The organism is Bradyrhizobium sp. WSM2793, assembly GCF_000379585.1.
Taxonomy (GTDB): domain Bacteria; phylum Pseudomonadota; class Alphaproteobacteria; order Rhizobiales; family Xanthobacteraceae; genus Bradyrhizobium.
Window position 1 is genome coordinate 41,348 of sequence record NZ_KB902776.1, and the last position, 26,138, is coordinate 67,485.

Consider the following 26,138-nt stretch of genomic DNA (forward strand, 5'->3'; position numbering starts at 1 on the left):
CGCATGCCCCTGTGGCGAGGCAGCGGCGCCGGCGACGCGCGGCATTGCTGCACTCGGCGCGCGCGCACGGTGCGACGCCGACGACACCGCGGCGGCTCGCCTATCGGGGACAAGGACATGAACAGCATGCAGACCGGTTCCACGCCACAGGACGACAGAACTGGTGATTCCGCGCTCGGCGGATTGGGCGCGCAAGCGCGCGACGCGTCCGGCGGGCTGCTGCCCGAGACCTGGATGCAGGACGGCGCAAAGCGGGTCGAACAGGTGCTGGCGCGTCTTCTCTGCGCCGAACGTGACGGTGAGACCGAGCTGATGGCGGCGATGCGCTACGCCACCCTGCATGGTGGGAAGCGCACCCGCGCCTTGCTCTGTCTGGCTGCCGGCGCACTGGCCGACACGCCGGCGCACATGCTCGACGACGTCGGCGCCGCCATCGAGATGATGCACGCCTGCACCCTGGTCCACGACGATCTGCCCTCGATGGACGACGACGTGCTTCGCCGCGGCCTTCCGACCGTGCACGTCAAGTTCGGCGAAGCTACTGCGATCCTGGTCGGCGATGCGCTGCAGGCGCACGCCTTCCTGACTCTCGCGAGCCTGGATGCGCCGGGCGACAATCGTATCGCGCTCGTGCGCGAACTGGCGCAGGCGGTGTCCGCCGAGGGGGCCGCAGGCGGGCAGGCCATGGATCTGTCGCTGGTTGGAAGGCACGTCGAGCTGGATAGGATCGTGGCGGTGCACCGGATGAAGAGCGGAGCGCTAGTGCACGCGTCCGTTCGCATGGGCGCGCTATGCGCTGTCCCGGAGGATGCCGCGCACGCTGCGCTGTACTGTGCGCTCGATCACTACAGCGCCTGTTTCGGCCTGGCGTTGCAGGTGATCGACGACATTCTCGACGTGACAGCGGATGCCGCGACGCTGGGCAAGACCCCCGGCAAGGACGCTGCGGCACAGAAGCCCACCTGCGCGTCGATCATGGGACTGCAGGCAGCACACCAGTTCGCGCTGGATCTGTTGCGCGATGCCGGGGAGGCCATCGCGCCGCTGGAGCCGCGTGCGGAACGGTTGGCGCAACTCCTACAGCGGGCCAACGCGTATCTGTTCAAGCACGCGCCATGCGCATGAGCGCGCCCGTCCGCATGGAGTCGCCCCTGTGCCGCTGCGATCGGCCAGCGGCAGAGGTGCATGTTGCACTGTGTCCGAGTCCGCGGCACCGATCGCAGCGGTTGCCCGGCGCGGCGCACGCTGCGCGCAAGCCCATGCGGCGGACCGGCGCCAGCATCGGGGGGCGTCGCCGCGCCGGAGCAGGACGGCCGTCCGGCGCTGCCTATGCGACGGGCCTGCGGCGACATGCGCGGCGTCTGCCCAATCCCGGTTCTCTTCAACCGTCTGCAAAAGGAACATCCCGCGTGAACGCGCTGTCCGAACAGATCCTTTCCGAATTGCGCCGCCTGCTAAGCGAAATGAGCGATGGCGGCAGCGTCGGTCCGTCCGTCTACGACACGGCGCAAGCGCTGCGCTTTCACGGCAACATCACCGGTCGGCAGGACGCATACGCGTGGCTCATCGCGCAGCAACAGGCCGACGGCGGGTGGGGAAGCGTGGACTTCCCGCTGTTCCGCCATGCGCCCACGTGGGCGGCGTTACTGGCATTGCAGCATGCCGATCCTCTTCCCGGTGCTGCCGACGCGGTCCAGGCTGCAAGGCGGTTCCTCCAGCGCCAGCCCGATCCCTACGCGCATGCGGTGCCGGAAGACGCGCCGATCGGCGCGGAGCTGATCCTGCCGCAGTTTTGCGGTGAGGCCGCATCCCTGCTGGGTGGCGTAGCGTTTCCGCGCCATCCAGCGCTGTTGCCATTGCGGCAAGCGTGCCTGGCCAAGCTGGGGGCGATGGCGATGTTGCCGAGCGGCCATCCGTTGCTACACTCCTGGGAAGCCTGGGGGACGGCGCCGACCAGCGCATGCCAGGATGACGACGGCAGCATCGGCATCAGTCCGGCGGCCACCGCCGCGTGGCGTGCGCACGCAGTGACACGGGGGAGCACGCCGCAGGTTCGGCGCGCCGATGCGTATCTGCAGATGGCATCGCGGGCGACGCGCAGCGGCATCGAAGGTGTCGTTCCCAACGTCTGGCCGATCAATGTGTTCGAGCCATGCTGGTCGCTGCACACCCTGCATCTGGCCGGGCTGTTCGCGCATCCCGCGCTCGCCGAGGCGGTCCGCGTGATCGTCGCGCAGCTCGACGCCCGCCTGGACGTGCGCGGTCTGGGCCCGGCCTTGCACTTCGCGGCTGATGCGGACGACACCGCCGTTGCGTTGTGCGTCCTGCACCTTGCAGGCCGCGACCCGGCGGTCGATGCGTTGCGCCATTTCGAAATCGGCGAGCTGTTCGTCACCTTTCCCGGCGAGCGCAATGCATCGGTGTCGACCAACATCCATGCCCTGCATGCGTTGCGACTGTTGGGAAAGCCCGCCGCGGGCACCAGCGCGTACGTCGAGGCCAATCGCAACCCGCACGGTCTGTGGGACAACGAAAAATGGCACGTTTCGTGGCTGTATCCCACCGCGCATGCGGTCGCTGCGCTGGCGCAAGGCAAGCCCAAGTGGAGCGACGAGCGCGCGCTGGCAGCGCTGCTGCAGGCGCAGCGCGACGACGGCGGCTGGGGCGCCGGTCGCGCGTCCACATTCGAGGAAACCGCCTATGCGCTGTTCGCGTTGCGCGTGATGGACGGGAGCGAAGAACCGACAGGGCGCCGGCGCATCGCGCATGCGGTCGCGCGTGCGCTGGGGTGGATGCTCGCCCGCCATGCGGCGCATGCATTGCCGCAGACGCCGCTGTGGATCGGCAAGGAACTGTATTGCCCCACCCGAGTCGTGCGCGTGGCCGAACTCGCCGGGTTATGGCTGGCGCTTCGTTGGGGACGGCATGTCCTGGCCGAAGGAGCAGGAGCGGCGCCATGATCCAGACCGAACGCGCGCTGCAGCAGGTGCTGGAGTGGGGGTCTTCCCTGACCGGGTTCGCCGACGAGCATGCCGCGGAAGCGGTCAGGGGCGGCCAGTACATCCTGCAGCGCATACACCCGAGCCTGCGCGACACCAGCGCCTGCACCGGCCGCGATCCGCAGGACGAAACGCTGATCGTGGCGTTCTATCGCGAACTGGCGCTGCTGTTCTGGCTCGACGATTGCAACGACCTCGGCCTGATCGCGCCGGAGCAGCTCGCCGCGGTGGAGCAGGCGCTGGGGCAGGGCGAGCCGTGCGCGCTCCCCGGATTCGAGGGCTGCGCTGCGCTGCGCGCTTCGCTGGCCGCGCTTGCCTACGATCGTCGCGACTACGCTCAGCTTCTCGACGATACTCGGTGCTACTGCGCGGCGCTGCGCGCCGGACAGGCGCAGGCGGCAGGGGCGCACCGCTGGTCCTACGCCGAGTACCTGCACAACGGCATCAATTCGATGGCCTACGCGAACGTGTTCTGTTGCCTGTCCTTGCTATGGGGGCTGGACATGGCGACCTTGCGCGCGCGTCCGGCGTTTCGCCAGGTCCTGCGGCTCATCTCCGCGATAGGGCGCCTGCAGAACGATCTGCATGGACGCGACAAGGACAGGTCGGCCGGCGAGGCCGACAACGCGGCGATCCTGCTGCTGCAGCGCTATCCGGCTATGCCTGTGGTGGAGTTCCTCAACGACGAGCTGGCCGGCCATACGCGCATGCTGCACCGGGTGATGGCGGAAGAACGCTTTCCCGCGCCGTGGGGACCGTTGATCGAGGCGATGGCGGCCATCAGCGCGCAGTACTACCAGACCTCGACCATCCGCTACCGCAGCGACGCTGCGGGGGGAGACCAGCGTGCGCCGGCCTAAACGCGCGGGAGGCGGCGGCGTGCGCCGCGCTGCTGCCAATGGGGACGCGTCGAACACATATGGTGGGATGCTGTGGACCAACAAGTGACGATGGTCCATCGTGCGGATGGTTTGCCGAAACATCCATCGCCCGCTATTGAAGACGCGTGTTCGACACACCCATGCCAATGTGGATCTCACACGGACGACTTCTTCTTTGTCTGACATTTGCAACAACCTCATTCCGGCACACTGATGCCGTAGGGGCCGACCACCCAATCAGCCTCCGAGCGCGCTGAGATCGTCAAATCCAATCGAGGATGACGAAGTTGCCTGTGTTTTTGACGTTCAGCCCTTCAGCCTCGAAATCCGCACTTGCTGATGTGCCTGATGGCGGCGAGGTCCATCAAGTCACCACGATTAGTGGAGACCAGATCGAAGACTGCCTGCGCGGCTGGAAAAGTCTGACAAGTCGGAGACTTGTGGCATCGCTGTTCTAAGTTCACGGGATGCATCGGCGTCGGGCCGGGTGAACCAGGTCCTGTTCAAGGAAATCGCCCAGCACCGATGTGGTAGCTTCGGGAAGCATAGTTGGCAGGAGCGGGAAGCGCTCGTACAACCAGTGGGGAACCAAGTTGGTGAGAGCCCCGCCGCGGAGGTGTGGCTCGCTCCTGGGCTCGATGACGTCTGCCGGTCCGAATCCTGCCGCGCTGCAGGAGCCAAGCTCACGATTGGCACTTGCCGAAGAAAGCGCCTCTGTGCAAGACAATTGGTCCCAGAAGCCCAAAGGGAACCCACTGTGACAGCCTCTCTTGATGGCGAAATTCGCGACGGCAACCATCATTTGCAGGTCCGCATATATTTCGAAGATACCGACGCTGGCCAGATTGTTTATCACGCGAATTTCTTGCGCTTCATGGAACGCGGCAGAACGAATTACTTGCGCCTGCTCGGAACCAATCAGCAAGCGCTCCTCGAAGCAACGGCGAACGATGCGCCCGGCTTTTCCTTCGTTGTCCGTTCGATGACAATCGATTTTCTAAAGCCGGCAGTCCTGGACGACCTGCTTGACGTGATCACGATCCCGCAAGAGGTAAGGGGCGCGTCAATTGCTTTGCTGCAGGAATGCAGGCGAGGTGACGATCTCCTAGTCACGGCGCGTGTACGCGTGGCGTTTATTTCGGGCGGAAAGGCCCGACGCATCCCCACGTCGCTGCGGCTCGCCGTCGAAGGGCATAGGTAAGCTCTCCTTTATTCACGCTATGACCTTCCAGCGCCCTAATGAAATCGAAGGGTTAGCGTTCTGTTGCGATATCGTCAAACCAGTGTTCTCCGGCATCGTCTATCACGCCAATTATCTGCGCTACATGGAGCGTGGCCGCACCAATCACCTCCGGCTGATGGGCGCCGAGCAGCAGGCGCTGTTCGATCAGGTGGAGACGGAAGGCGCAGGCTTCGCCTTCGTCGTGCGCTCGATGCATCTGGATTTCCTGAAACCCGCGCGGATGGACGACGTGCTCGATGTCGTGACCTGGCCGGTCGCGGTGAAGGGCGCCTCGATCATGCTGGCGCAGGAAGTGCGGCGCGGCGGGGAAGTTCTGGTGAAGGCCGAGGTCCGCGTCGCCTTCATCAGCGGCGGCCGCGCGCAGCCGATCCCGAAATCGATCCGCGCGTTGATGAAGGCCGATCTGATTTCGTGATCGCCCGATAAGTGATCGCCCGATTTGTGATGGTCTATCGACTCCAGCAGTTGGGGCGATAGATTGCGGCCCCGACCAACCGATGAGGCCATCATGTCGCGCCCGCCGCTTCCGCCCTTCACCCGTGAGACCGCCGCGCAGAAGGCCCGCATGGCCGAGGACGCCTGGAATTCACGCGACCCGGTGCGCGTCTCGCTCGCCTATACCGAGGATAGCCGCTGGCGCAATCGCTCTGAGGTCTTTCAGGGCCGCGAGGCCATCGTCGCCTTCCTCACCCGCAAATGGGAGAAGGAGCAGGACTACCGCCTGATCAAGGACCTCTGGGCCTTCGACGAGAACCGCATTGCCGTGCGCTTCCAGTACGAATGGCACGACGCGGGCGGACAGTGGTATCGCTCCTACGGCAACGAGCAGTGGGAGTTCGACGAGCACGGCTTGATGAAGCGGCGCGAGGCGTCGATCAACGATATCGCGATTGCGGAGAAGGATCGCCGGTTTCACTGGACCGCGCCCGGGCCGCGGCCCGCGGATGTGCCGGGATTGGGAACGGATCCGTTTTGATGTTAGCGAGATAGCGCGGCGGGCGCGCTGCACCCTCTCCCCTGTGGGAGAGGGTGGCTCGCCGCATGGCGGCGATACGGTGAGGGGTCTCTCTCAGCGAGTCCGGAATCGTAGGGTGGGCAAAGGCGCACTTGCACCGTGCCCACGTCGTCTCGCCAAACACGCAGGATGTGGGCACGCTTCGCTTTGCCCACCCTACCGCACTGAGTTTATCGAAGCCGGTGCTGCTTCACCCTCTCCCACAAGGGGAGAAGGGAAGAATCTACGTGGCGACGATTGCGAACTACGTGCGCCTTGCCAAAAACCGCGTGATCGCCCCACCGAGCTTCGCATTATCCATCGGCTCGGTCAGCGATGCGCGTGCCGTCGCCACCACGTCGTCCGGCGCCTTGCCGTCGCGGAGATCGCAGCACACCTGCGCGAACGCCACGTCGAACTCCGGATGCGGCTGCACGGTCAGCGTGGTGCCGTTGGCGTAGAGCAGACCGGCATGCGGGGTAAAGTCGGACGAGAGGATCGTCAGCGCATCGTTCGGCGGCTCGATCACCTGGTCCTGATGCGAGGCGGCGATGGCAACCTCCTCGCCCTCGACGACGCCGTTCTCCGGCAGCACCTGATAGACGTGCCGGCCGATGCCCCAGCCCTTCTCGGATTTGCGCACGGTGCCGCCGAGCGCCTGCGCGATCAGCTGATGGCCGAAGCAGATGCCGACCATCGGCGTCTTGTTGGCGTAAGCGGTGCGGACGAAATCCTCCAGCGGCGCGATCCAGTCGAGCCCGTCATAGACGCCGGCCGCCGCGCCGGTGATCAGCACGGCCTCGAGCTTGCCCGGATCAGGAAGCGCGTCGCCATTCGGGATGCTGACGACGTCCACCGTAGCCGTCGGGTCCTCGGTGCGGACCATGCGTTCGAACATGTCCGGGAACGATCCGTGCTGCTCCCGATATTTTTGCGGAACCTGCCCGGTCTCGATGATCGTGATGCGTGCCATGTGCCCCCGGAAGGTTGGGAAGCTCAGTCGCTTTCTGCCCGATATTGCTGGTGTGACGCTGTACGCTCCAGCAGTGCGCTTTCCTTGCGGACCTCGTTGAGAAAGGCCTTGGCGAGGCGCGACAGCGGCTCGGCCTCCGACCATAGCATATAGGCGACCGCGTGCGTCGTCGGCGTGAACGGGCGGACGACGAGGCCGCTGCCGCCGTTCTGTCGCGGCGAGTAGGGATCGACCACGGCGGCGCCGACGCCGGCGGCAGCCAGCACGCAGGCCGTGTTGCAGTAGCGCACCTCGACGGTCGGCCGAAACGGCGCGCCGGCGCGGGCAAAACTGTCGCGCACGGCTTCACCCAGCCGCGTGCCGCGTTCGAGCCCGATGAAAGGCAGGCCGGACAAATCCGAAGCCGAGATCACGGGCCTTTCTGCGAGCGGGTGCTGCGGCGGCAATACGCATACCATCTCGCCGGTATGCACCACCTCGTGCGCGATGCCGGGATGATGCGTCAGGCCGAGCGCGAAGCCGAGTTCGGCGACGCGGCTGAGCACGCCCTCGATGATGCCCTCGTAGCGGCGCACGTCGAAGAACACGCGCGTCTCCGGGCGCCGTCGCAGGAATCCTGAGAGCGCGGAGGGAATGATGCTGTAGGCGAGCGGCGGCGTCGCCACGATGGCAAGATGCCCGGACCGGTTCTCGCGCAAATCGCGCACGCGGTTCTCGAGTTTCGCGTGCAGCGCGAAGATCGCCTCGCTCTCCTTGTACAGCGCCATCGCTTCCGCGGTCGGAAACAGCCGGTTGTTGACACGCTCGAACAAGGCGAAGCCCGCCTGCGCCTCCATCGTCTTCAGCGCATTGCTGACCGCGGGTTGCGACAGCGCCAGCTCGTCCGCGGCGGCGACCGTGGTGCGATGGCGGATGACGGCGCGCAGGATTTCGAGCTGACGCAGGTTCATATCACTGCCGATTATACTAAGGGCCAAAACATCATAGCAGAACGAATTGATTTTGCAGCCCCGCTCGCCCGTAATGGCAGCGGATTTGCACGTCGCATCAAAGGGTTCATTCGCCCATTGAGGCAGCACTGCGCACAGATTGGAGGCAATCTTGGTTCGTGTCCTTCGCGCCGCCGCCGCTCAAATGGGGCCGACGCAAAAAGCCGATACGCGCGAGCATACGCTGTCGCGGATGCTTGCATTGCTGGAGGAGGCGGCCGGCCGCGGCGCCAGCCTCGTAGTGTTCCCCGAGCTTGCCTTCACCACCTTCTTCCCGCGCTGGCTGCTCGAAGGCGAGGCGCTCGACCGCTATTTCGAGCGCGGAATGCCGAACCCTGCGGTGGCAAAATTGTTCGATCGTGCGCGGGCGCTGCGCGTCGGCTTCTATGTCGGTTATGCCGAGCAAACCGCGGACGGCCGCCGCTACAATTGCGCGATCCTGGTCGATCGCGACGGCGAGATCTTGGGCCGCTATCGCAAAGTTCACCTGCCGGGTTCGGTGGAGCCGCGGCCGGGCGCACGCTACCAGCAGCTCGAGAAACGTTATTTCGAATATGGCGATCTCGGCTTTCCCGCCTTCCGCGCCGGCTCGGCCTGGGCCCACGCCATCATGGGCATGATGATCTGCAACGATCGGCGCTGGCCGGAATCCTGGCGCGTGCTCGGTCTGCAGGGCGTCGAGCTCGTCTGCATCGGCTACAATTCGGCGGCCTACGATCCCAATGGCGGCACCACCGAAGACGGCGCCCTGCGCACCTTCCACTCGACGCTGGTGACACAGGCCAACGCCTACATGAACGCGACCTGGGCGATCTCGGTGGCGAAGGCGGGCGAGGAGGACGGCTCCGGACTGATCGGCGGCTCCTGCATCGTCGATCCCAATGGGCGCATCGTCGCGCAGGCGCAGACGCTCGCCGATGAAGTGATCGTCGCCGACATCGATCTCGATCTGTGCCGCCAGGGCAAGGACAAGATGTTCAACTTCGCCGCCCACCGGCGGCCGGAGCAATACAGGGTGATCACTGAACGTGCCGGCGTCATCGAGCCGGCCGTTCTCGACGCGGATTGATTTCAAACGGCCGGTCGCGGCGCCAGCCAAAGGAGCTGACATGACACGCCTTTCGCATTTCCTCGCCCTTGCAACCCTGGTTGCCGCGACGTCGGCACAGGCGGCCGAGCTTCCGGCGGAGATCAAGCAGGCGGGCACGCTGAAGCTCACGGTCAACTCCACCTACGCGCCGATGGAATACCGCGATCCCGCGACCAATGAGCTCGTCGGGCTCGATATCGATCTGGCGAACGAGCTCGCCAAGCGGCTCGGCGGCCTCAAGATCGTCTGGAGCGAGACGCCGTTCGCCGAGCTGATCCCCTCGCTTCAGACCAAGCGCGCAGATTTCATCATCTCCGGCATCTCGGACCGCGCCTCGCGGCGCGAGACCGCCGATTTCGTCGATTACCTCGCCACCGGCCCGCAGTTCTTCGTGATGGCGGACAATGCGGCCAAGGACGCGACCGATCTCTGCGGCAAGAAGGTCGGCACCACCCGGAGCACCAGCTTCCCGGTCGAGATCGAGAAGTGGAGCAAGCAGAATTGCGAGCCGGCCGGCAAACCTGCCATCCAGTATGTCCCCGGCGAGAACTCGATCGACGTCCGCAACCAGCTCAAGCAAGGCCGCATCGACGCCGCCGTGCAGGGCAGCGAGACGCTGCCTTACGCGCAAACGCAGGAGCCCGGAAAATACCGCGTCGTCGGCGAGCCCTTCGCCAAAGGTTACCAAGGCATCATGTTCCGCAAGGACGATGCTGCCTTGCGCGAAGTCGTGACGGAGAAGCTCGCCGCCATGATCGCCGACGGTGCCTACAAGGCGGTTCTCGACAAATGGGGCTTAGGTGCGAACGCTGTGGCCCAGCCCATGCTCAACGCGGCGCCGCAATGAAGCCGGCGCCGGCACTCGCGGAAGGTTTCCCCGATCTGTCGGGGCTGAGCATCGCGCGCGAGCCGCATTGGTTTCGCTGGCTCAGCGCCGCGCTGATCATTCTCGTGCTTGCGGCCATTGCGCGCGCGTTTGCGAACGGGCAGATCGAATGGTCCTATGTCAGCCGCTTCCTGACCGCAAAAGTCATCCTCGAAGGCATCGTCAACACCATGGTGATGGCGGTGCTGGCGATGGCGCTCGGCATCGTGCTCGGAATCGTCGTGGCGATCATGCGGCTGTCGCCCAATCCGGTGCTGAAGACGGTCGCCGCCGGCTACACCTGGCTGTTCCGCGGCACGCCGCTGATCCTGCAACTCTTGCTGTGGTTCAACCTCGCGCTGGTGTTTCCAACCATCGGCATTCCCGGCCTGTGGAGCGCGCGCGCCGTCGACGTCATGACGCCCTTCCTTGCCGCGCTGCTCGGGCTCGGCATCAACCAGGGTGCCTACACCTCCGAGGTGATGCGCGCGGGGATGTTGTCGGTCGACATCGGGCAGTATGAGGCGGCGCAGGCGATCGGCATGGGACGGCTGCGCGCGCTGCGCCGCATCGTGCTGCCGCAGGCGATGCGGGTGGTGATCCCGCCGCTCGGCAACGAGTTCATCGGCATGGTAAAGGCGACGTCGCTGGCGAGCGTGATCCAGTATCCGGAACTGCTGCATAACGCCGAAAACATCTATTACGCCAATTCCCGCGTGATCGAGCTCTTGATCGTCGCCGGGCTCTGGTACCTGCTCGTGGTCTCGATCCTGACCCCGCTCCAGATGCTGCTCGAACGCCGTTTTGCGCGCGGCACATTGCGGCTCGCGCGATGACAAAGCCCCTCGTCGCGATCCGCTCCGTCGCCAAGAATTTTGGCGAATTCCAGGCTCTCAAAAGCGTCTCGCTCGACGTCTGGCCCGGCGAGGTGATGTGCCTGATCGGCGCCTCCGGCTCGGGCAAGACCACGCTGCTCCGCTGCATCAACCAGCTGGCCACGATCGATGCCGGCGGCATCTGGCTCGACGGCGAGCTGCTCGGGGTGCGCCAGCAAAGCGGGCGGCTGCATCGGCTCAGCGAACGTGAGATCGGGCGGCAGCGGCTGAAGACCGGTATGGTGTTCCAGCGCTTCAATTTGTTTCCGCACAAGACCGCGCTGGAGAACATCACCGAAGGCCCGCTCCAGGTGCAGGGCCGCAAGCCCGATGATGTGCGCACTGAAGCGCTCGAGCTGCTCCGCCGCGTCGGTTTGTCCGCGAAGGCGGACTGGTATCCCGCCCAGCTCTCCGGCGGCCAGCAGCAGCGTGTCGCGATCGCGCGGGCGCTGGCGATGAAGCCGATGCTGATGCTCTTTGATGAACCGACCAGCGCGCTCGATCCCGAGCTCGTCGGCGAGGTGCTTGCCGTCATGAAGGAGCTGGCGCGGAGCGGCATGACCATGATGGTGGTGACGCACGAGCTCGGCTTCGCGCGCGAGGTCGCCGACCGCGTCGTCTACATGGACCAGGGCGCGATCGTCGAACAGGGCCGCGCATCGGACGTGTTGGGCGCCCCGCGCGAGGAGCGTACCAGGGCATTTCTTTCGGCTGTGATCTGAACGGGAGCGTGTTGATGAAAAGATTTTTGGTTGCGGCGGTGTTCCTCGGCGTCATCAGTTTGCCCGCGATGGCGATCGATCTGCCCGCGGAGATCGCCAAGCGGGGCAGCATCAAGGTGGCGCTGGTGCCGAACTATCCGCCGATGGAGTTCCGCGATCCCGCGACCAATGCGCTGTCCGGCTTCGACATCGATCTCGGCGAAGCCATCGGCCGCAAGCTCGGCGTCAAGATCGAATGGACCGAGACCAGCTTCGCCGAGTTCATGCCGTCGATCTCGACCGGGCGCGTGGACGCCATCCTGTCCGGCTTCACCGACTATGCCAGCCGGCACGAGATCGCGTCCTTCGTCGATTATCTGCGCAGCGGTCCGCAGTTCTTCGTGCAGCAGTCGCGCAAGGCGGAGTTCAAGGACGCCGCATCACTCTGCGGCAAGAAGGTTGGCGCCAGTCGCCGCACCATGTTCCCGGCGCAGATTGCGGCGTGGAGCGAAAAGAATTGCGGCAGCAGTCCGATTCAGTTCGTCGGCACCGACGGCTCGGCCGACGCCCGCACCCAGCTGAGGCAAGGCCGCATCGATGCCGCCGCCCAGGGCAACGAGACGCTGCCCTACATCATGGATCTCGAGCCCGGCACCTATGCAACGGTGGGCGAGCCCATCGCACAGCAATTCACCGGCATCGCCCTGCCGGTCAAGGAAAAGGCTTTGCAGCAGGCCATGCTGGAGGCGGTCGACGCGCTGATCGCCGACGGCACCTACAAGACCCTGCTTGCCAAGTGGAAACTCACCGACAACGGATTAGAGAAGGCGACCATCAATGCTGGACAGTAAGGCACTCCAGAGCATCCCGCTCGTCCCGGCCAACACCGCAGATCCCGCGCCGGACTATCCGTGGCCGAAGCCGTACACCTCGGCGATGTTCCTGTCGTTCGACGTGGACGCCGAGAGCGCGTGGACCAGCAAGGACGCAGTGCACGCCCAGCGGCTCATCACCATGAGCTATGGCGGTTATGAAGCGCGCGTTGGCACGCCAAAACTGCTGGAGCTGCTCGACCAGCTCGATCTCAAGGCCACTTTCTTCACCACGGGATGGTCGGTCGATGCGCATCCCGCGATGGCCGAGTCCATCCTCAAGGCCGGTCACGAGATCGGACATCACGGCTATCATCATCTGCTGCCCGATCCCGGCGATCCCTGGATCGAGGAGGAGCTTGAGCGCGGTTTCGAGGCGCTGAAGCGCCGGCTTGGCGTCAAGCCGACCGGCTATCGCGCGCCGTACGGCGAGTTCACCGAGGAGCTGCGCGTCGCGCTGGTGCGCCACGGCATCGTCTACACCTCCTCGTTCCGCGACGACGTCAGGCCCTATCGCCATCGTCTCGCCGACGGCAAGCCCGGCACGATCGAGCTGCCGGTCACCGCGAGCTATGACGATTGGATGCACGGTCTCTCCGCGCGCTTCAGCCCGCGCTCGATCTTCCCCAAGGAACATGTGCTCTCGATCTGGAAGGACGAGCTCGACGAGGTCCGCGACTGGGGCGCGATGGTGACGACGGTGCTGCATCCGCAGTGCAGCGGCCGCCCGATGCGGCTGCGGCTGCTGCGCGAATTTCTGACTTACGCAAAGTCGTGCCCGGATGTCTGGATCACCACCGGCGAGAAGATCGCGGAGAATTTTTTGCGCCACGAGGCCGGTAACCGCTAGGGAGCGCCATGACCCGTATCCTCGTCATCAACCCGAACTCCTCGGCCTCGGTAACGGCGGCGATCGACGAGGCGGTCGCGCCGCTGCGGATCGCCGGCGGGCCTGAGATCGAAGTGATCGGCCTCGCCGAGGGGCCGCCGGGCATCAGCTCGCAGCATGACGCCGATAGCGTCGTGATGCCGCTGGTGAACCGTGTGTCGCGCGACAAGGCCGATGCCTTCGTGCTCGCCTGCTTCAGCGATCCCGGCCTGCATGCGGTGCGCGAGGCGGCCGGCGGTCGTCCCGTGATGGGCATCGCCGAATGCGGCATCTTTCGCGCGCTGATGCTGGGTGAACGTTTTGGCATCATCGCGCTGTCGCCGTCGAGCATCCGGCGCCAGCAACGGATGGTGCGGCTGATGGGCGTCGACGGCCGCTATGCCGGAAGCTGGTCGGTCGGCGCGAGCGCAGCCGAGACCGCAGTTGCAGATATCCGGGGACGGTTGATCGACGCCGGCCGCGCGCTGGTCACGCAATGCCGCGCCGATGTCGTGGTGATGGGCTGCGCCGGCATGGCCTCGCACCGCGCGGCAATTGCGGAGGCGATTGGCGTGCCCGTGGTCGAGCCGGCGCAGCAAGCGGTCGCCGCTGCGATCGGCGCGGTCTTGCTCAACACGTAGAGCGCAATTATGGGACCCCGCTTTTGTGACATCGCTCAGGCTACGCGCTCGCTGCAACCTCTCCCGCTTGCGGGGGAGGTCGACGCGCGAGGCGCGGCGGGTGGGGGCTCTTTCCTCTCGGGGTCATCGCCTGCGGAGACACCCCCACCCCAGCCCTCCCCCGCAAGCGGGAGAGGGAGCAAACTGCCGTTGCGGCAGCCTATGACTACAATTAGGAGCCTCTCGCAATGCCTCTCTCTCGCCGCTCGCTCCTCAAGGCTGCTGCAGCCCTGCCGGCGCTTTCGCTGCCGGGCATCGTGCGCGCCGAATCCCAATCGACGCTGCGCTTCATCCCCGTGATCGATCTGGCCTTTGTCGATCCCATCTACTCGACCGCGCAGGTGTCGCGGAACCACGGCTTCATGGTCTACGACACGCTCTATGGCATGAGCGCCTCGCTCCAGGTCTCGCCGCAGATGCTGTCGGGTCATGTCATTTCCGGTGACGGGCTGCAGTGGGACCTCAGCTTGCGCGACGGCCTGTTCTGGCACGATGGCGAACGCGTGCTCGCGCGCGACTGCGTGGCGAGCATCCGCCGCTGGGCCGCACGCGATGGTTTTGGCGGTGAGCTCATGGAGGCGACCGACGAGCTGTCCGCCGCCGACGACCGCATCATCCGCTTCCGTCTCAAGCGTCCGTTCCCGCTGCTGCCGCAGGCGCTCGGCAAGGCCGCAATCAATGCCTGCTTCATGATGCCGGAGCGGCTGGCGAGCCAGGATCCGTTCAAGCCGCTGACCGAGGTGATCGGCAGCGGCCCGTTCCGCTACCTCGCTGACGAGCGCGTGCAGGGGGCGCGCAACGCCTACGCCAAATTCGAGCGCTATCAGCCGCGAACCGACGGCAAGCCGGATTGGACCGCGGGTCCGAAGATCGTGCACTATGATCGCGTGGTCTGGACCACCACGCCCGACGCCGGCACCGGCGTCGCTGCGCTGCAGACCGGCGAGCAGGATTGGCAGGAGACCACCCCGCACGATCTGCTCCCGATCATCAAGGCCGCCGGTGACATCGAGACGCGCATCCTCGATCCCCGTGGTTACGCCTGCATGCTGCGCCTCAATCACCTGCAGCCGCCGTTCGACAATCCCGCCATCCGCCGCGCACTGCTCGGCGCGATCGACCAGTCCGCGTTCATGACGGCGGTGGCCGGCGTCGATCCCGCCTTCCAGGTCTCGCCGATCGGCTACTTCGCGCCTGATACCCCCATGGCGAGCGAGGTCGGGCTCGATGTGTTCCGCGGTCCGCGCGACTACGCCAAGGTGAAGGCCGACCTGAAGGCGGCCGGCTACAATGGCGAGAAGATCGTGGTGCTCGTGCCCACCAATTCGCTGGCGCAGAAGCCGCTCGGCGAGATCGCGGTCGATAGCTTGCGCAAGGCCGGCATGAACGTCGAATATGCCGGGCTCGACTTCGCCGTCGTGTTGCAGCGCCAGCTCAAGAAGGACCCGATCGGGCAGGGCGGCTGGAGTGCGGCGGTCGGCAATTGGCAGGGCATCGACTGGCTCAACCCGGCCGGCAACACCAACATCCGCGGCGAAGGCAAGGTCGCCGGCTGGTATGCGAGCGAGAGGATGGGGCCCTTGCGCAGCCAGTGGCTGGCGGCGTCCGAGCTCGCCGAGCAGCAGCGCATCTGCCGTCAGGTCCAGGCGGTCGCGTTCGAGGAGATTCCCTACATCCCGATCGGCCTGTACAAGCAGCCGACCGCCTATCGCAAAGCCATCACCGGCATTCTCGACGGCACCGCCGTGTTCTGGAACGTACGCCCCGCATGAGCACCACAGCAATCTTCGGCAGCTATGTGCTGTCACGGAAAGACGGCGCGCAGGATGTGCTGCGCGACCATTGGGTCCTGGTCGAAGGCAAGAAGATCGCTGCGGTCACGCGCGACAAGCCGCGTGCCGATGAGGTCTACGACCGCCCCGGCCGCTTCGTGCTGCCGGGCCTGCTCAACCTGCACAATCACTGCTTCAGCGAGGCGGTAGCGCGCAGCCACACCGAGGACGGCAACGGCCGCAAGAACAACCAGAGCATCGTCTACACGGTGCTGTTGCCGCTGACCAAGCGTGGCGCCGATCTGCTGTCGGCGGAAGAACGTATGGCGGTGGCGCGGCTCGGCATCCTCCAACTGCTCAAGGGCGGCGCCACCACGGTGATGGAGCCGTTCCGGAATTCGATTCCGGAGATGTTCGACGCCGCCGAGGAGATGGGCATCCGGTTCTATGGTGCGCCCTATTTGTTCTCGACGTCCGACGCCAAGGCGGGCCCTGACGGCGTGGTGCGCTATTCCGGCGATGACGGTGCCGCCGACATGGCGACATGGGATGCGCTCTACCAGCGCTGGAACAAGCGCGGCGACGGCCGCATCGGCCTCGCCATGAGCCCGCACGCCACCGACACCTGCGGCCCCGATCTGCTCAAAGCCTGCGCCGCGCGAGCGCGCGAGCTCGGCGTTCCCATCACGACGCATATGGCGCAGAGCCGCGCCGAGGTCGAGACCATCGGCAAGCGTTATGGCGGCCGCACGCCGGCGCAATATCTGGATTGGCTCGGCCTGCTCGCGTCCGATTTGATGGCGGCGCACTGCATGTTCAGCACCGACGACGATCTCAAGCTGATGGCCGCGCGCGGCATGACCGTGCTGAACTGCCCGCGCGTGTTCGCGCGCGCCGGCGTCACCGCGGCCTTCAGCCGGTTCGCCGAGCATGGCGTGCGCACCGTGGTCGGCACCGACGGCTACAACATGGACCTGCTCGGCGAGCTGAATGCCGCGTCGATGATCTCCAAGATCACCTCGGCGCGTCCCGACGTCGCCAATTCGCCGCAGCTGATCGAGGCGAACACGGCGGTCGCCGCCGACGTCATCAGGCGGCCTGATCTCGGTCGGATCGAGCCGGGTGCAACCGCCGATCTGACCGTGGTCGATCTCACCCACCCGCATCTCCAGCCGCTGTTCGATCCCCGCCGCGCGCTGATCGCGCTCGCCAACCGCGCCAATATCGATCAGGTGATCGTCGATGGCCGCGTGCTGATCGATGCCGGCCGCTATCTCGGCGTCGACGAAGCGGCGATCACCGCAGCAGGCGGCGCTGCGATCGGCAAGATCTGGGATCTGCCGGAAGCGCAGGCGGCGTTCAACGGCTGAGACCAGCGCCGCCCTCGAACTCCATCAGCGCCTTGCGCATGGTCTCCACCAGATCCAGCGCCACCGGCGACGGACTGCGCTGCGCCGGGAAAACAGCCGAGAATTCGAAGTCGATGCGCGGCAGGAAGCGCCGCACGACGACGCCGCGCGTGGCAAATTCCTGCGCGGTGAAGGGATCGCAGATCGAGACCCCGAGCCCGGATGACACCATCCCGCACATGATCTCCGACAGCGTGGTCTCCACCCGCAACACGCGGCGGACGTCGCTGCGGTGAAAGACCTGGTCGACGAGGTGCCGGCTCGACGATCCCGCCGACAGCGAGATGAACGTCTCACCCTCGAAATCGCGCGGCTCCAGCACTTCTTTCTCCGCGAGGCGATGTCCGGTCGGCAGCACCGCGACGCGCGCCAGCGCCGGCAGCCGCAGGCTCGGCAGGCCGGAATGGGCAATCGGCACCTCGGCGAAGCCGATGTCGCATTGATTGTTCAAAACCCAGTCGACCACAATCGGCGAGATCACTCCGAAGAAGGCCAGGTTGAGGTTGGGCCGTTCCATCAGGAAGTGCCCGGCAAGCCGCGGCAGATAGCCGTTCGCCAGCGCCGGCAGCGCGGCGATGCGCAGCGAGCCGGTGCGGCGTCCCCGGATTTCTTCGGCCGCAGCCGTGATGCGTTCGAGACCGACGAAGGACCGTTCGACTTCGGTGTAGAGCGCCATTGCCGCGGCGGTCGGCACGAGGCCGGTGCCGCGCCGCTCGAACAGCTCCATCTTCAACAGCGCCTGAAAGTCGCGCAGCAACCGGCTGACAGCCGGCTGCGTCACCACCATCAGCTTCGCGGCCTCGGTGACGCTGCCGGTCAGCATGGTCGCGCGGAAGGCTTCCACCTGCCGCGAATTGATCCGCGCCATTCCAAACATACATAACATTTAGGCATACAGAGGTTGCCATTATTCATTGGACGATGGAAGTATAGGTTGCGATCTTTTTCATCAGGACTGGAGACAGCCCGCTTTTTCGGCAGATTGGAGGGGTTCAAGCCTCCAGATCGCGCCAAAACCCGCCGAATGGGCGCCGGAGCCCTGTTTGGAGACGGGATTGCGCGGAAGGAAATGCGGAAGAGGCTTCAGCCAGCGAGACTCGTCGGCACGTCACCTCATTCCGGTATGGAGATCGGTCCACATGAAGACTCTTCGCCTTCTGACCGCGGTCAGCATCGCAGCGCTCATTGCCGCCCCCTCAGTCGCTTCGGCCCAGCAAAAGACGCTCTACGTCGCCGGCTATGGCGGCTCGTTCGAGAAGACGATCCGCGATGAGGTGATCCCTGCCTTCGAGAAGGAGAACGGCGTCAAGGTCGAATACGTTGCCGGCAACTCCACCGACACGCTGGCAAAACTCCAGGCGCAGAAGGGCAACCAGCAGATCGACGTCGCCATCGTCGATGACGGCCCGATGTACCAGGCGATTCAGCTCGGCTTCTGCGGCAAGCTCGAGGGGCTGCCGGCCGATCTCTACGACACCGCGCGCTTCAAGGACGATCGTGCCGTCGCGATCGGCATCGTCGCGACCGGGCTGATGTACAACACCAAGGTGTTCAAGGAGAAAGGCTGGGCGCCACCGACCTCCTGGAACGACCTGAAGGACACGAAATACGCAAAGCAACTCGTGATCCCGCCGATCAACAACACCTACGGTCTCGAAGCGCTGGTGATGCTGTCGAAGATGAACGGCGGCGGCGAGACCAATGTCGATTCCGGCTTCAAGATCTTCAAGGAACAGATCAATCCGAACGTGCTCGCCTACGAGCCGTCGCCGGGCAAGATGACCGAGCTGTTCCAGTCCGGCCAGGCCGTGATCGCAGTGTGGGGCACCGGCCGCGTGCAGAGCTTTGCCAACACCGGCTTCCCTGTCGACTTCGTCTACCCGAAGGAAGGTGCCGCGACGCTGCTGACGACGGCCTGTCCGATCACCAAGCCCAACGCCTCGCCGCTGGCAGCAAGCTTCGTCAAGATGCTGCTCGACCCCAAGATCCAGCTCGTGATGCTGAAGGATTACGGCTACGGCCCGGTGCTGAAGTCGCTGGTGATCCCGCCCGAGCTCGGAAAGATGGCGCCGATCGGCGAGCGTGCGGCCAAGCTCTATAATCCGGACTGGACCGTCATCAACGAGAAGCGCGAGGAGTGGACCAAGCGCTGGAATCGCGAGGTCGAGCGTTGATCTGATCGTTCGCGGAGACAGCGTATGGCCTATCTCGAGCTCGATCGGGTCGCCAAGCAATTCGGGGCGCAGACTGTAGTCGACGACTTCAGTCTCGCCGTGAGGAAGGGGGAGTTCATCTCCTTCCTCGGCCCCTCCGGCTGCGGCAAGACCACGACGTTGCAGATGATCGCGGGCTTCCTCGATCCCACCCGCGGCGCCATCCGCCTCGAGGGCAAGGACCTGACTGCGATCCATCCGGCCAAGCGTGGCCTCGGCATCGTGTTCCAGAGCTACGCGCTGTTTCCGCACATGACGGCGGCGGAGAACGTCGCCTTCGGTCTCGAGATGCGCAACGTGCCGCGCACTGAACGAGCCGAGCGCGTTCGTGCCGCGCTCGCGATGGTCGGCCTTGCCGGCTTTGAGGACCGTCATCCCCGCCGCATGTCCGGCGGCCAGCAGCAGCGCGTGGCACTCGCCCGCGCGCTGGTGATCAAGCCGAGCGTGCTCTTGCTCGACGAGCCGCTGTCCAATCTCGACGCAAAACTGCGCGAGGAGATGCAGATCGAGCTGCGCCAGATCCAGCGCACCATCGGCACCACCACGATCCTCGTGACCCATGACCAGAACGAGGCGATGTCGCTGTCCGACCGCATCGTGGTGATGAGCCAGGGCAAGATCGAGCAGATCGGCACGCCGCAGGAGACCTATGAGAAGCCGGCCTCGGCCTTCGTCTCGCAATTTCTCGGCAAGACCAACGATTTTGCCGCGGCGGTCGATCGGACCGCTACGCCAGCGCGGGTGACAGCGGGCTCCTGGAGTGCGCCGGCTCCGGCAGGCCTCAGCGGTCCCGTCACTGTCAGCATCCGCCCTGAAAGAATCGGCTTCGGCGATGCCGGCCTCAGCGCAAAGATCGTCACGCGCATCTTCCAGGGCAATCACTGGCTGTTCCAGTGCGACAGCGAATGCGGCCCCGCGATCGTGATCCGCCAGAATGACGGCACGACGCAACCAGGCGAAGGCGAGGCCGTGCGTCTCAGCTGGCGGCCCGAAGACATGAGCGTCCGCGCGAGGGCCGGCGCATGAGCGCGGTCGCCGAGGAGCGCAGCGCGCGTGCGCCGTGGGCGCTGACGGCGCCCGCCCTGATGCTGTTCGTCGGCGTGCTGCTGATTCCGCTGGCGATGACCGTGATGCTGTCGTTCCACGATTGGGGCCAGTACAAGGGCATCGAGCCGGTCTTCATCCTCAAGAACTGGCACGAGATCGCGACCGATCCCTATTACGCCGAGATGTTCTGGCGCACCTTTCGCATCGCGATCCTGACCACGCTGCTCACCGCGCTGCTCGGGGCGCCCGAAGCCTACATCCTCAATCGCATGAGCGGGCGCTGGAAGAGCTTCTTCCTGCTTGTCATTCTCGGACCGCTCTTGATCTCCGTGGTGGCGCGCACGCTGGGCTGGGCGCTGTTGTTCGGCGGCAACAACGGCCTCGTCAACAAGCTCCTGATGTCGCTTGGGGTGATGCGTTCCCCCATTCCCTTCATGTTTACCGAGACGGGCATGATCATCGCGCTCGCACATGTGATGATGCCGTTCATGGTGCTCTCGGTGTGGGCGGCGCTGCAGCGGCTTGATCCGCAGATCGAGAATGCCGCGATGTCGCTCGGCGCGGGTCCCGCCACCATCATCCGGCGCATCATCATGCCGCAGATCATGCCGGGTGTGCTGTCGGGTGCGATCATCGTGTTTTCGCTCTCGGCCAGCGCGTTTGCGACGCCCGCGATCATCGGCGGCCGCCGGCTCAAGGTCGCGGCCACGCTGGCCTATGACGAATTTCTCAACACGCTGAACTGGCCGCTGGGTGCGGCGGTCGCCACGCTCCTGCTGGTCGCGCTGGTGCTGATCGTCGTCGGCAGCAACACGCTGATTGAGCGGCGATACGCCGAGGTGTTCCGATGAGACGGAACGGCCCGCTGGCGCTGATCTTCCATACCTTCTTCGTCATCGTCATGGTGGCGCCGATCCTGGTGGTCTGTCTCGTCGCCTTCACGCCCGAAGGCTTCCTGTCACTGCCGACCAACGGCTTCTCGCTGCGCTGGTTCAGGACGATCGCGAACTATCCCGAATTCATCCACGCCTTCTGGGTCAGCCTTGGCCTCGGCGCGCTGTCATCCTTCGTCGCGCTGCTCTTCGCTGTGCCGGCGGCATTGGCGATCGCGCGCTATCGATTCCGCGGCCGTGATGCGCTGGCCGCGCTGTTCCTCTCGCCGCTGATGATCCCGCATGTCGTGCTCGGCATCGCCTTCCTGCGCTTCTTCACCTCGGCCGGCCTCGGCGGCAGTTTTGCCGCGCTGATCATCGCGCATGTCATCATCGTGTTTCCGTTCGCGCTGCGGCTGACGCTTGCGGCCGCGACGGGCATGGACCGCACGGTCGAGATAGCCGCGGTCTCGCTCGGCGCCGGCGGCTGGACGCTGTTTCGCCGCGTGACCCTGCCGCTGATCCTGCCCGGCGTCATCAGCGGCTGGGCGCTCGCCTTCATCCAGTCCTTCGACGATCTGACCATGACCGTCTTCCTCGCGGCACCCGGCACCGAGACGTTGCCGGTGCGCATGTTCCTTTATATCCAGGACAACATCGATCCGCTGGTGACGTCGGTCTCGGCCTGCGTGATCGCTGTTACCATGACCGCTCTCATTCTGCTCGACCGCTTCTACGGGCTCGACCGTGTGCTCGCCGGCAAGGGCGGCGATACGGGGCGATAGGAGAACTTATGCGAACGGATTACGACGTCGCCGTCGTCGGCGGCGGGTTGCTCGGCTCCGCGATTGCCTGGGGCCTCGGCCGGCTCGGCAAGAAGGTCGCCGTGCTCGACGAAGGCGACATCACCAAGCGCGCCTCGCGTGCGAACTTTGCGCTGGTCTGGGTGCAGAGCAAGGGGCTCGGCATGCCCGCCTATACGGTCTGGACCGTGCAGGCGTCGCAGGCGTGGGCTCGGCTTGCTTCCGAGCTGAAGCAACAGACCGGCCTTGATGTCTCGCTTCAGCAGAATGGCGGCTTCCATCTCACGCTCGGCGATGACGAGTTCGGCCAGCGAACCGAGCTGGTCAAGCGCATGCACAACCAGGCTGGTGCTGCCGACTACAAGATGGAGATGCTCTCCGCATCCGAGGTGAAGAAGTCGCTGCCGCTGATCGGACCGGAAGTCTCCGGCGGCAGCTATTGCCCGCTCGACGGCCACGTCAATTCGTTGCGCACGTTCCGCGCCTTTCACACCGGCTTCAGGGCATTCGGCATCGACTATTTCCCGGAGCGGCCGGTCTCCGCGATCAGCAAGAGCGGCGGCGAATTCCGTCTGACCACGCCGAAGGGCGAGCTGCGCGCCGCCAAGATCGTGCTCGCCGCCGGTAATGCCAACCAGACGCTGGCGCCCATGGTCGGCCTCTACGCGCCGATGGGCCCGACCCGCGGCCAGATCGTGGTGACCGAGCGCACCATGCCGTTCCTGCCGCATCCCCTGACCACGATCCGCCAGACCGACGAGGGCACGGTGATGATCGGCGACAGCAAGGAGGACGAGCTCGACGATCGCGCGCTGAAGCATTCGATCAGCGCCGTGATGACCGATCGCGCGCAGCGCATGTTCCCGCATCTGTCGCGGCTCAACGTGGTCAGGAGCTGGGCCGGCATCCGCGTCATGCCGCAGGACGGGTTTCCGATCTACGACCAGTCGGAGACGCATCCCGGCGCATTCGTCGCCTGCTGCCATTCCGGCGTGACGCTGGCCTCCAACCACGCCTTCGAGATCGCGCGCATGGTCGCACAGGGCGCGCTCGAGCCGGAGCTGGTCGGTGCGTTCTCCGCCAGCCGGTTCGGCGACGCGGGGGCTGCGAACAACAGCGGCTATTAGAGAATATTAAGGAGCCACGAGGCATCCCATGTTTAAGAGATCCGAACAGGACAAACGTCCGCAGGTGCAGATCCTCGTCGACGGCGTTGCCGTTGCCGCGCGCCAGGGCGACACCGTCTCTGCCGCGCTGCTGGCCTCCGGCTTGGACGCGCGGCGTTCGACTGCGGTGAGCGGCGCGCCGCGTCTGCCCTATTGCATGATGGGCGTCTGCTTCGACTGCCTCGTCACCATCGACGGTGTCGGCAACCGCCAGGGCTGCCTCGTGCCTGTCGCCGAGGGCATGCAGATCGAGATTCAGAAGGGCAAGCGGGAGATCGGAAAATGACTGTGGCTCCCAAACGCGAAGCCTATGATGTCGTGGTGATCGGCGCCGGGCCAGCGGGCCTTGCTGCCGCTGCGACCTCCGCCGAAGCCGGCCTCTCGACGTTGCTGCTCGACGAGAACATCGGCCCGGGCGGCCAGGTGTTCCGCGCAATTTCGTCCACACCGGTGACCGATCGCAATCAACTCGGCGCCGATTATTGGGTCGGTGCCGATCTCGTGCAGGCGCTGCGTACGACCAGCGCCGAGGTCATCCATCGTGCCACGGTCTGGAGCCTGGACCGCAACCTCGAGATCGCCGTCTCGATCGGCGGCGCGTCCGCCTTCGTCAAGGCGCAGCGCGTGATCCTTGCGACCGGCGCGCTGGAGCGACCGTTCCCGATTCCCGGCTGGACGCTGCCGGGCGTGATGACCGCGGGCGCGGCGCAGACCATGCTGAAATCCTCGGCTCTCGTGCCTGACGGCCGCACCGTGATTGCGGGGCAGGGGCCGCTGCTCTGGCTACTTGCCGCGCAGATCCTGCGCCTCGGCGGCCGCATCGACCGCATCCTCGACACCACCGAGCGCGGCAATTACTTCGCAGCGCTGCCGCACGCCTTCGCATTCCTGACCTCACCCTATTTCACCAAGGGCCTCTCCATGATGCGCGAGGTGAAGGCCAAGGTGCAGGTCGTCTCCGGCGTCACGGAGCTCTCGGCGGCCGGCGACGGCCAGCTCGCCAGCGTCAGCTATGTCGCCGGCGGCAAGCGCGACACCATTCCTGCGGACCTGTTGCTGCTGCATCAGGGCGTCGTGCCCAACGTCAACCTCGCGATGGCAGCCGGTGTCGAGCATCGCTGGGACGATCTGCAACTGTGCTGGTCGCCGGTGCTGGACGCCAGCGGCAATTCGTCGGTCGCCGGCATTGCGATCGCGGGCGACGGCGCCGGCATCGGTGGTGCCAATGCGGCTGTGGTGCGCGGCCGTATCGCGGCGCGCGCGGCCGTGGAGGCTCTGGCTCCTGCGGCTGCCGCAAAACTCGCAGCGATGGCGACGCTCCGTTCCGATCTCGCCAGGGCCGAGCGTGGCCGCGTCTTCCTCGACACGCTGTTCCGCCCGGCGCCGCAGTTCCGAATTCCCTCCGGCGACACCATCGTCTGCCGCTGCGAAGAGGTCACGGCAAAGGACGTCCTCGATTCCGTCGCGATCGGCGCGACCGGGCCGAACCAGCTCAAGGCCTATCGCCGCACCGGCATGGGTCCGTGCCAGGGCCGGCTCTGCGGCCTCACCGTCACCGAGCTGATGGCGCAGGCGCGCGGCAAGACTCCGCAGGAGATCGGCTATTACCGGCTGCGCGCGCCGGTGAAGCCGATCACGCTCGCCGAGCTCGCGGCCGTTCCGAAGAGCGAGGCTGACGTCAAGGCGGTGGTGCGCGGATGACAAGATGCGTGGATGCGATCGTCGTCGGCGGCGGCATCCACGGATGCTCCACCGCGCTGCATTTGTGCCTTGCCGGCCTCAAGCCGGTGCTGATCGAGAAGGATTACGCCGGACGCCACGCCTCCGGCGTCAATGCCGGCGGCGTCCGCCAGCTCGCGCGACACATCCCGGAGATTCCGCTTTCGATCCGCTCGATGGGAATCTGGGAGAAGATCAGGGATCTGCTCGACGACGATTGCAGCTTCGAGAGCCACGGCCAGGTGCTGGTCGCCGAGAACGAGGAGGAGCTCGCGGTCTGCCGCGCGCGTGTGGCCGAACTCAATGCGCTCGGCTTCACCCACGAAGAGCTGATCGACGCGACTGAATTGCGCCGGCTGGTGCCGGCGGTGGCTGAAAGCTGTCCCGGCGGCGTGGTCTCACGCCGCGACGGTGCCGCCAATCCGGCGCAGACGACGACGGCGTTCCGCCGCAGGGCCGGACAGCTCGGCGCGACCGTGCGCGAGGGCGTCGCCGCCAGCAACATCCGCTACAGCGATGGGCTCTGGCACGTCGATGTCGGCACCGAAACCTTTGCTGCGCCGGTGCTGGTCAACGCCGCCGGCGCCTGGGCCGGCAAGATCGCGGCTGCGCTCGGCGAGCCCGTGCCGGTCGAGACCGTGGCGCCGATGCTGATGATCACCTCGCGCGTGCCGCACTTCATCGACCCCGTCGTGATCCTGCGTGGGCGAAAGTTGTCCTTCAAGCAGTTCTCCAACGGCACGGTGCTGATCGGCGGCGGCCATCTGGCAACGCCTGATCAGGATCGCAACGAGACGGTGCTGGACTGGAAGAGCCTCGCTATCAGCGCCCGCACCGTGTTCGAGCTGTTCCCGGTGATGCGCAGCGCCACGATCGTCCGCGCCTGGGCCGGGATCGAAGCGAAGATGAAGGACGATATTCCTGTGTTCGGGCCGAGCAGCCGTCACAAGGGGCTCTATCACCAGTTCGGCTTCTCGCTGCACGGCTTTCAGCTCGGCCCCGGCGCCGGCGCTGTCATGGCCGAGCTGATCGTCAACGGCGGCACCCAGACCCGCATCGGTGATCTCGGCATCGACCGCTTCCATCCCACTACGCTCTAGCAACAAG

The 26,138-nt window shown here is 65.7% G+C and carries 26 protein-coding genes; 23 read left to right on the forward strand and 3 right to left on the reverse strand.

Annotated features, from left to right (window positions below):
* The first annotated feature begins 126 nt into the window (after positions 1-126).
* From A3AS_RS0111360 to A3AS_RS0111385, 6 genes are all read left to right on the forward strand, one after another.
* Positions 127-1,125, forward strand: a complete 999-nt coding sequence (locus tag A3AS_RS0111360; RefSeq protein WP_026201898.1) for a polyprenyl synthetase family protein — start codon at positions 127-129, stop codon at positions 1,123-1,125.
* Positions 1,126-1,409: 284 nt separating this feature from the next.
* The gene (locus A3AS_RS0111365) at positions 1,410-2,960 is read left to right on the forward strand and encodes a prenyltransferase/squalene oxidase repeat-containing protein (protein ID WP_026201899.1); all 1,551 of its coding nucleotides are present in this window, start codon (positions 1,410-1,412) and stop codon (positions 2,958-2,960) included.
* Positions 2,957-3,859: a hypothetical protein gene (locus tag A3AS_RS0111370; RefSeq protein WP_018317710.1), complete on the forward strand. Its 903-nt coding sequence runs from the start codon at positions 2,957-2,959 to the stop codon at positions 3,857-3,859. The genes A3AS_RS0111365 and A3AS_RS0111370 overlap by 4 nt, the downstream gene beginning before the upstream one ends.
* 778 nt (positions 3,860-4,637) lie before the next feature.
* The gene (locus A3AS_RS0111375) at positions 4,638-5,081 is read left to right on the forward strand and encodes a YbgC/FadM family acyl-CoA thioesterase (protein ID WP_026201900.1); all 444 of its coding nucleotides are present in this window, start codon (positions 4,638-4,640) and stop codon (positions 5,079-5,081) included.
* Positions 5,082-5,205: 124 nt separating this feature from the next.
* On the forward strand, positions 5,206-5,538 hold the full coding sequence (locus tag A3AS_RS0111380; protein ID WP_246784557.1) for a thioesterase family protein: 333 nt from the start codon (positions 5,206-5,208) through the stop codon (positions 5,536-5,538).
* Between the two features lie 93 nt (positions 5,539-5,631).
* Positions 5,632-6,099: a nuclear transport factor 2 family protein gene (locus A3AS_RS0111385; RefSeq protein ID WP_018317713.1), complete on the forward strand. Its 468-nt coding sequence runs from the start codon at positions 5,632-5,634 to the stop codon at positions 6,097-6,099.
* 283 nt (positions 6,100-6,382) lie between these two features.
* Here A3AS_RS0111385 and A3AS_RS0111390 read toward each other — a convergent pair whose 3' ends face one another.
* Together A3AS_RS0111390 and A3AS_RS0111395 are read right to left on the reverse strand one after the other, a co-directional pair.
* A complete protein-coding gene (locus A3AS_RS0111390; protein WP_018317714.1) occupies positions 6,383-7,090 on the reverse strand; it encodes a type 1 glutamine amidotransferase in 708 nt (235 codons plus the stop codon).
* A gap of 23 nt (positions 7,091-7,113) precedes the next feature.
* A complete protein-coding gene (locus A3AS_RS0111395; protein WP_018317715.1) occupies positions 7,114-8,040 on the reverse strand; it encodes a LysR family transcriptional regulator in 927 nt (308 codons plus the stop codon).
* A gap of 151 nt (positions 8,041-8,191) precedes the next feature.
* On the opposite strand from A3AS_RS0111395, the gene A3AS_RS0111400 reads away from it, so the two are divergent.
* The 9 genes from A3AS_RS0111400 to A3AS_RS0111440 all read left to right on the forward strand — a co-directional run bounded on the left by A3AS_RS0111400 (position 8,192) and on the right by A3AS_RS0111440 (position 17,172).
* Positions 8,192-9,148 (forward strand): N-carbamoyl-D-amino-acid hydrolase, encoded by a 957-nt coding sequence (locus A3AS_RS0111400; protein WP_080670082.1) that lies wholly within the window; start codon positions 8,192-8,194, stop codon positions 9,146-9,148.
* Positions 9,149-9,188: 40 nt separating this feature from the next.
* Positions 9,189-10,016 (forward strand): ABC transporter substrate-binding protein, encoded by an 828-nt coding sequence (locus tag A3AS_RS0111405; RefSeq protein ID WP_020508662.1) that lies wholly within the window; start codon positions 9,189-9,191, stop codon positions 10,014-10,016.
* Positions 10,013-10,870, forward strand: a complete 858-nt coding sequence (locus A3AS_RS0111410) for an amino acid ABC transporter permease (RefSeq protein WP_026201902.1) — start codon at positions 10,013-10,015, stop codon at positions 10,868-10,870. The genes A3AS_RS0111405 and A3AS_RS0111410 overlap by 4 nt, the downstream gene beginning before the upstream one ends.
* Positions 10,867-11,631: an amino acid ABC transporter ATP-binding protein gene (locus A3AS_RS0111415; protein ID WP_018317719.1), complete on the forward strand. Its 765-nt coding sequence runs from the start codon at positions 10,867-10,869 to the stop codon at positions 11,629-11,631. The genes A3AS_RS0111410 and A3AS_RS0111415 overlap by 4 nt, the downstream gene beginning before the upstream one ends.
* A gap of 14 nt (positions 11,632-11,645) precedes the next feature.
* Positions 11,646-12,461 carry an ABC transporter substrate-binding protein gene (locus A3AS_RS0111420; RefSeq protein WP_018317720.1) on the forward strand — a complete coding sequence of 272 codons (816 nt, stop codon included), beginning with the start codon at positions 11,646-11,648 and terminating at the stop codon, positions 12,459-12,461.
* A complete protein-coding gene (locus tag A3AS_RS0111425; protein WP_018317721.1) occupies positions 12,448-13,332 on the forward strand; it encodes a polysaccharide deacetylase in 885 nt (294 codons plus the stop codon). Before A3AS_RS0111420 ends, A3AS_RS0111425 begins: the two co-directional genes overlap by 14 nt.
* Positions 13,333-13,340: 8 nt before the next feature.
* Positions 13,341-13,991 carry an aspartate/glutamate racemase family protein gene (locus A3AS_RS0111430; RefSeq protein WP_018317722.1) on the forward strand — a complete coding sequence of 217 codons (651 nt, stop codon included), beginning with the start codon at positions 13,341-13,343 and terminating at the stop codon, positions 13,989-13,991.
* 227 nt (positions 13,992-14,218) lie between these two features.
* Positions 14,219-15,802, forward strand: a complete 1,584-nt coding sequence (locus A3AS_RS0111435; protein ID WP_018317723.1) for an ABC transporter substrate-binding protein — start codon at positions 14,219-14,221, stop codon at positions 15,800-15,802.
* Positions 15,799-17,172, forward strand: a complete 1,374-nt coding sequence (locus A3AS_RS0111440; RefSeq protein ID WP_018317724.1) for an amidohydrolase family protein — start codon at positions 15,799-15,801, stop codon at positions 17,170-17,172. The genes A3AS_RS0111435 and A3AS_RS0111440 overlap by 4 nt, the downstream gene beginning before the upstream one ends.
* On the opposite strand, the gene A3AS_RS0111445 is transcribed toward A3AS_RS0111440, so the two are convergent.
* The gene (locus A3AS_RS0111445; protein WP_018317725.1) at positions 17,162-18,079 is read right to left on the reverse strand and encodes a LysR substrate-binding domain-containing protein; all 918 of its coding nucleotides are present in this window, start codon (positions 18,077-18,079) and stop codon (positions 17,162-17,164) included. The genes A3AS_RS0111440 and A3AS_RS0111445 overlap by 11 nt on opposite strands.
* 271 nt (positions 18,080-18,350) lie before the next feature.
* Between A3AS_RS0111445 and A3AS_RS0111450 the strand changes: the two genes are divergently transcribed.
* The 8 genes from A3AS_RS0111450 to A3AS_RS0111485 are packed head-to-tail and all read left to right on the forward strand — an operon-like array spanning position 18,351 to position 26,131.
* Positions 18,351-19,385 (forward strand): ABC transporter substrate-binding protein, encoded by a 1,035-nt coding sequence (locus tag A3AS_RS0111450; RefSeq protein WP_018317726.1) that lies wholly within the window; start codon positions 18,351-18,353, stop codon positions 19,383-19,385.
* 24 nt (positions 19,386-19,409) lie between these two features.
* Positions 19,410-20,450 (forward strand): ABC transporter ATP-binding protein, encoded by a 1,041-nt coding sequence (locus A3AS_RS0111455; protein ID WP_018317727.1) that lies wholly within the window; start codon positions 19,410-19,412, stop codon positions 20,448-20,450.
* A complete protein-coding gene (locus tag A3AS_RS0111460) occupies positions 20,447-21,322 on the forward strand; it encodes an ABC transporter permease (protein ID WP_018317728.1) in 876 nt (291 codons plus the stop codon). The genes A3AS_RS0111455 and A3AS_RS0111460 overlap by 4 nt, the downstream gene beginning before the upstream one ends.
* Positions 21,319-22,128: an ABC transporter permease gene (locus A3AS_RS0111465; RefSeq protein ID WP_018317729.1), complete on the forward strand. Its 810-nt coding sequence runs from the start codon at positions 21,319-21,321 to the stop codon at positions 22,126-22,128. The genes A3AS_RS0111460 and A3AS_RS0111465 overlap by 4 nt, the downstream gene beginning before the upstream one ends.
* 8 nt (positions 22,129-22,136) lie before the next feature.
* Positions 22,137-23,273 (forward strand): FAD-binding oxidoreductase, encoded by a 1,137-nt coding sequence (locus A3AS_RS0111470; protein ID WP_018317730.1) that lies wholly within the window; start codon positions 22,137-22,139, stop codon positions 23,271-23,273.
* Positions 23,274-23,301: 28 nt separating this feature from the next.
* A complete protein-coding gene (locus tag A3AS_RS0111475; RefSeq protein ID WP_018317731.1) occupies positions 23,302-23,598 on the forward strand; it encodes a (2Fe-2S)-binding protein in 297 nt (98 codons plus the stop codon).
* Positions 23,595-25,013, forward strand: a complete 1,419-nt coding sequence (locus A3AS_RS0111480) for an NAD(P)/FAD-dependent oxidoreductase (RefSeq protein ID WP_018317732.1) — start codon at positions 23,595-23,597, stop codon at positions 25,011-25,013. The genes A3AS_RS0111475 and A3AS_RS0111480 overlap by 4 nt, the downstream gene beginning before the upstream one ends.
* Positions 25,010-26,131 (forward strand): FAD-binding oxidoreductase, encoded by a 1,122-nt coding sequence (locus A3AS_RS0111485; protein ID WP_018317733.1) that lies wholly within the window; start codon positions 25,010-25,012, stop codon positions 26,129-26,131. The genes A3AS_RS0111480 and A3AS_RS0111485 overlap by 4 nt, the downstream gene beginning before the upstream one ends.
* Positions 26,132-26,138 lie beyond the last annotated feature (7 nt).

Excerpts from the sequence above, each read along its gene's own strand:
- A3AS_RS0111360 (WP_026201898.1), top strand. The coding sequence starts at position 127 with ATGCAGACCGGTTCCACGCCACAGGACGACAGAACTGGTGATTCCGCG.
- A3AS_RS0111370 (WP_018317710.1), top strand. The coding sequence starts at position 2,957 with ATGATCCAGACCGAACGCGCGCTGCAGCAGGTGCTGGAGTGGGGGTCT.
- A3AS_RS0111380 (WP_246784557.1), top strand. The coding sequence starts at position 5,206 with ATGGAGCGTGGCCGCACCAATCACCTCCGGCTGATGGGCGCCGAGCAG.
- A3AS_RS0111385 (WP_018317713.1), top strand. The coding sequence starts at position 5,632 with ATGTCGCGCCCGCCGCTTCCGCCCTTCACCCGTGAGACCGCCGCGCAG.
- A3AS_RS0111390 (WP_018317714.1), bottom strand. The coding sequence starts at position 7,090 with ATGGCACGCATCACGATCATCGAGACCGGGCAGGTTCCGCAAAAATAT.
- A3AS_RS0111395 (WP_018317715.1), bottom strand. The coding sequence starts at position 8,040 with ATGAACCTGCGTCAGCTCGAAATCCTGCGCGCCGTCATCCGCCATCGC.
- A3AS_RS0111405 (WP_020508662.1), top strand. The coding sequence starts at position 9,189 with ATGACACGCCTTTCGCATTTCCTCGCCCTTGCAACCCTGGTTGCCGCG.
- A3AS_RS0111410 (WP_026201902.1), top strand. The coding sequence starts at position 10,013 with ATGAAGCCGGCGCCGGCACTCGCGGAAGGTTTCCCCGATCTGTCGGGG.
- A3AS_RS0111415 (WP_018317719.1), top strand. The coding sequence starts at position 10,867 with ATGACAAAGCCCCTCGTCGCGATCCGCTCCGTCGCCAAGAATTTTGGC.
- A3AS_RS0111420 (WP_018317720.1), top strand. The coding sequence starts at position 11,646 with ATGAAAAGATTTTTGGTTGCGGCGGTGTTCCTCGGCGTCATCAGTTTG.
- A3AS_RS0111425 (WP_018317721.1), top strand. The coding sequence starts at position 12,448 with ATGCTGGACAGTAAGGCACTCCAGAGCATCCCGCTCGTCCCGGCCAAC.
- A3AS_RS0111430 (WP_018317722.1), top strand. The coding sequence starts at position 13,341 with ATGACCCGTATCCTCGTCATCAACCCGAACTCCTCGGCCTCGGTAACG.
- A3AS_RS0111435 (WP_018317723.1), top strand. The coding sequence starts at position 14,219 with ATGCCTCTCTCTCGCCGCTCGCTCCTCAAGGCTGCTGCAGCCCTGCCG.
- A3AS_RS0111440 (WP_018317724.1), top strand. The coding sequence starts at position 15,799 with ATGAGCACCACAGCAATCTTCGGCAGCTATGTGCTGTCACGGAAAGAC.
- A3AS_RS0111445 (WP_018317725.1), bottom strand. The coding sequence starts at position 18,079 with ATGGCGCGGATCAATTCGCGGCAGGTGGAAGCCTTCCGCGCGACCATG.
- A3AS_RS0111450 (WP_018317726.1), top strand. The coding sequence starts at position 18,351 with ATGAAGACTCTTCGCCTTCTGACCGCGGTCAGCATCGCAGCGCTCATT.
- A3AS_RS0111455 (WP_018317727.1), top strand. The coding sequence starts at position 19,410 with ATGGCCTATCTCGAGCTCGATCGGGTCGCCAAGCAATTCGGGGCGCAG.
- A3AS_RS0111460 (WP_018317728.1), top strand. The coding sequence starts at position 20,447 with ATGAGCGCGGTCGCCGAGGAGCGCAGCGCGCGTGCGCCGTGGGCGCTG.
- A3AS_RS0111465 (WP_018317729.1), top strand. The coding sequence starts at position 21,319 with ATGAGACGGAACGGCCCGCTGGCGCTGATCTTCCATACCTTCTTCGTC.
- A3AS_RS0111470 (WP_018317730.1), top strand. The coding sequence starts at position 22,137 with ATGCGAACGGATTACGACGTCGCCGTCGTCGGCGGCGGGTTGCTCGGC.
- A3AS_RS0111475 (WP_018317731.1), top strand. The coding sequence starts at position 23,302 with ATGTTTAAGAGATCCGAACAGGACAAACGTCCGCAGGTGCAGATCCTC.
- A3AS_RS0111480 (WP_018317732.1), top strand. The coding sequence starts at position 23,595 with ATGACTGTGGCTCCCAAACGCGAAGCCTATGATGTCGTGGTGATCGGC.
- A3AS_RS0111485 (WP_018317733.1), top strand. The coding sequence starts at position 25,010 with ATGACAAGATGCGTGGATGCGATCGTCGTCGGCGGCGGCATCCACGGA.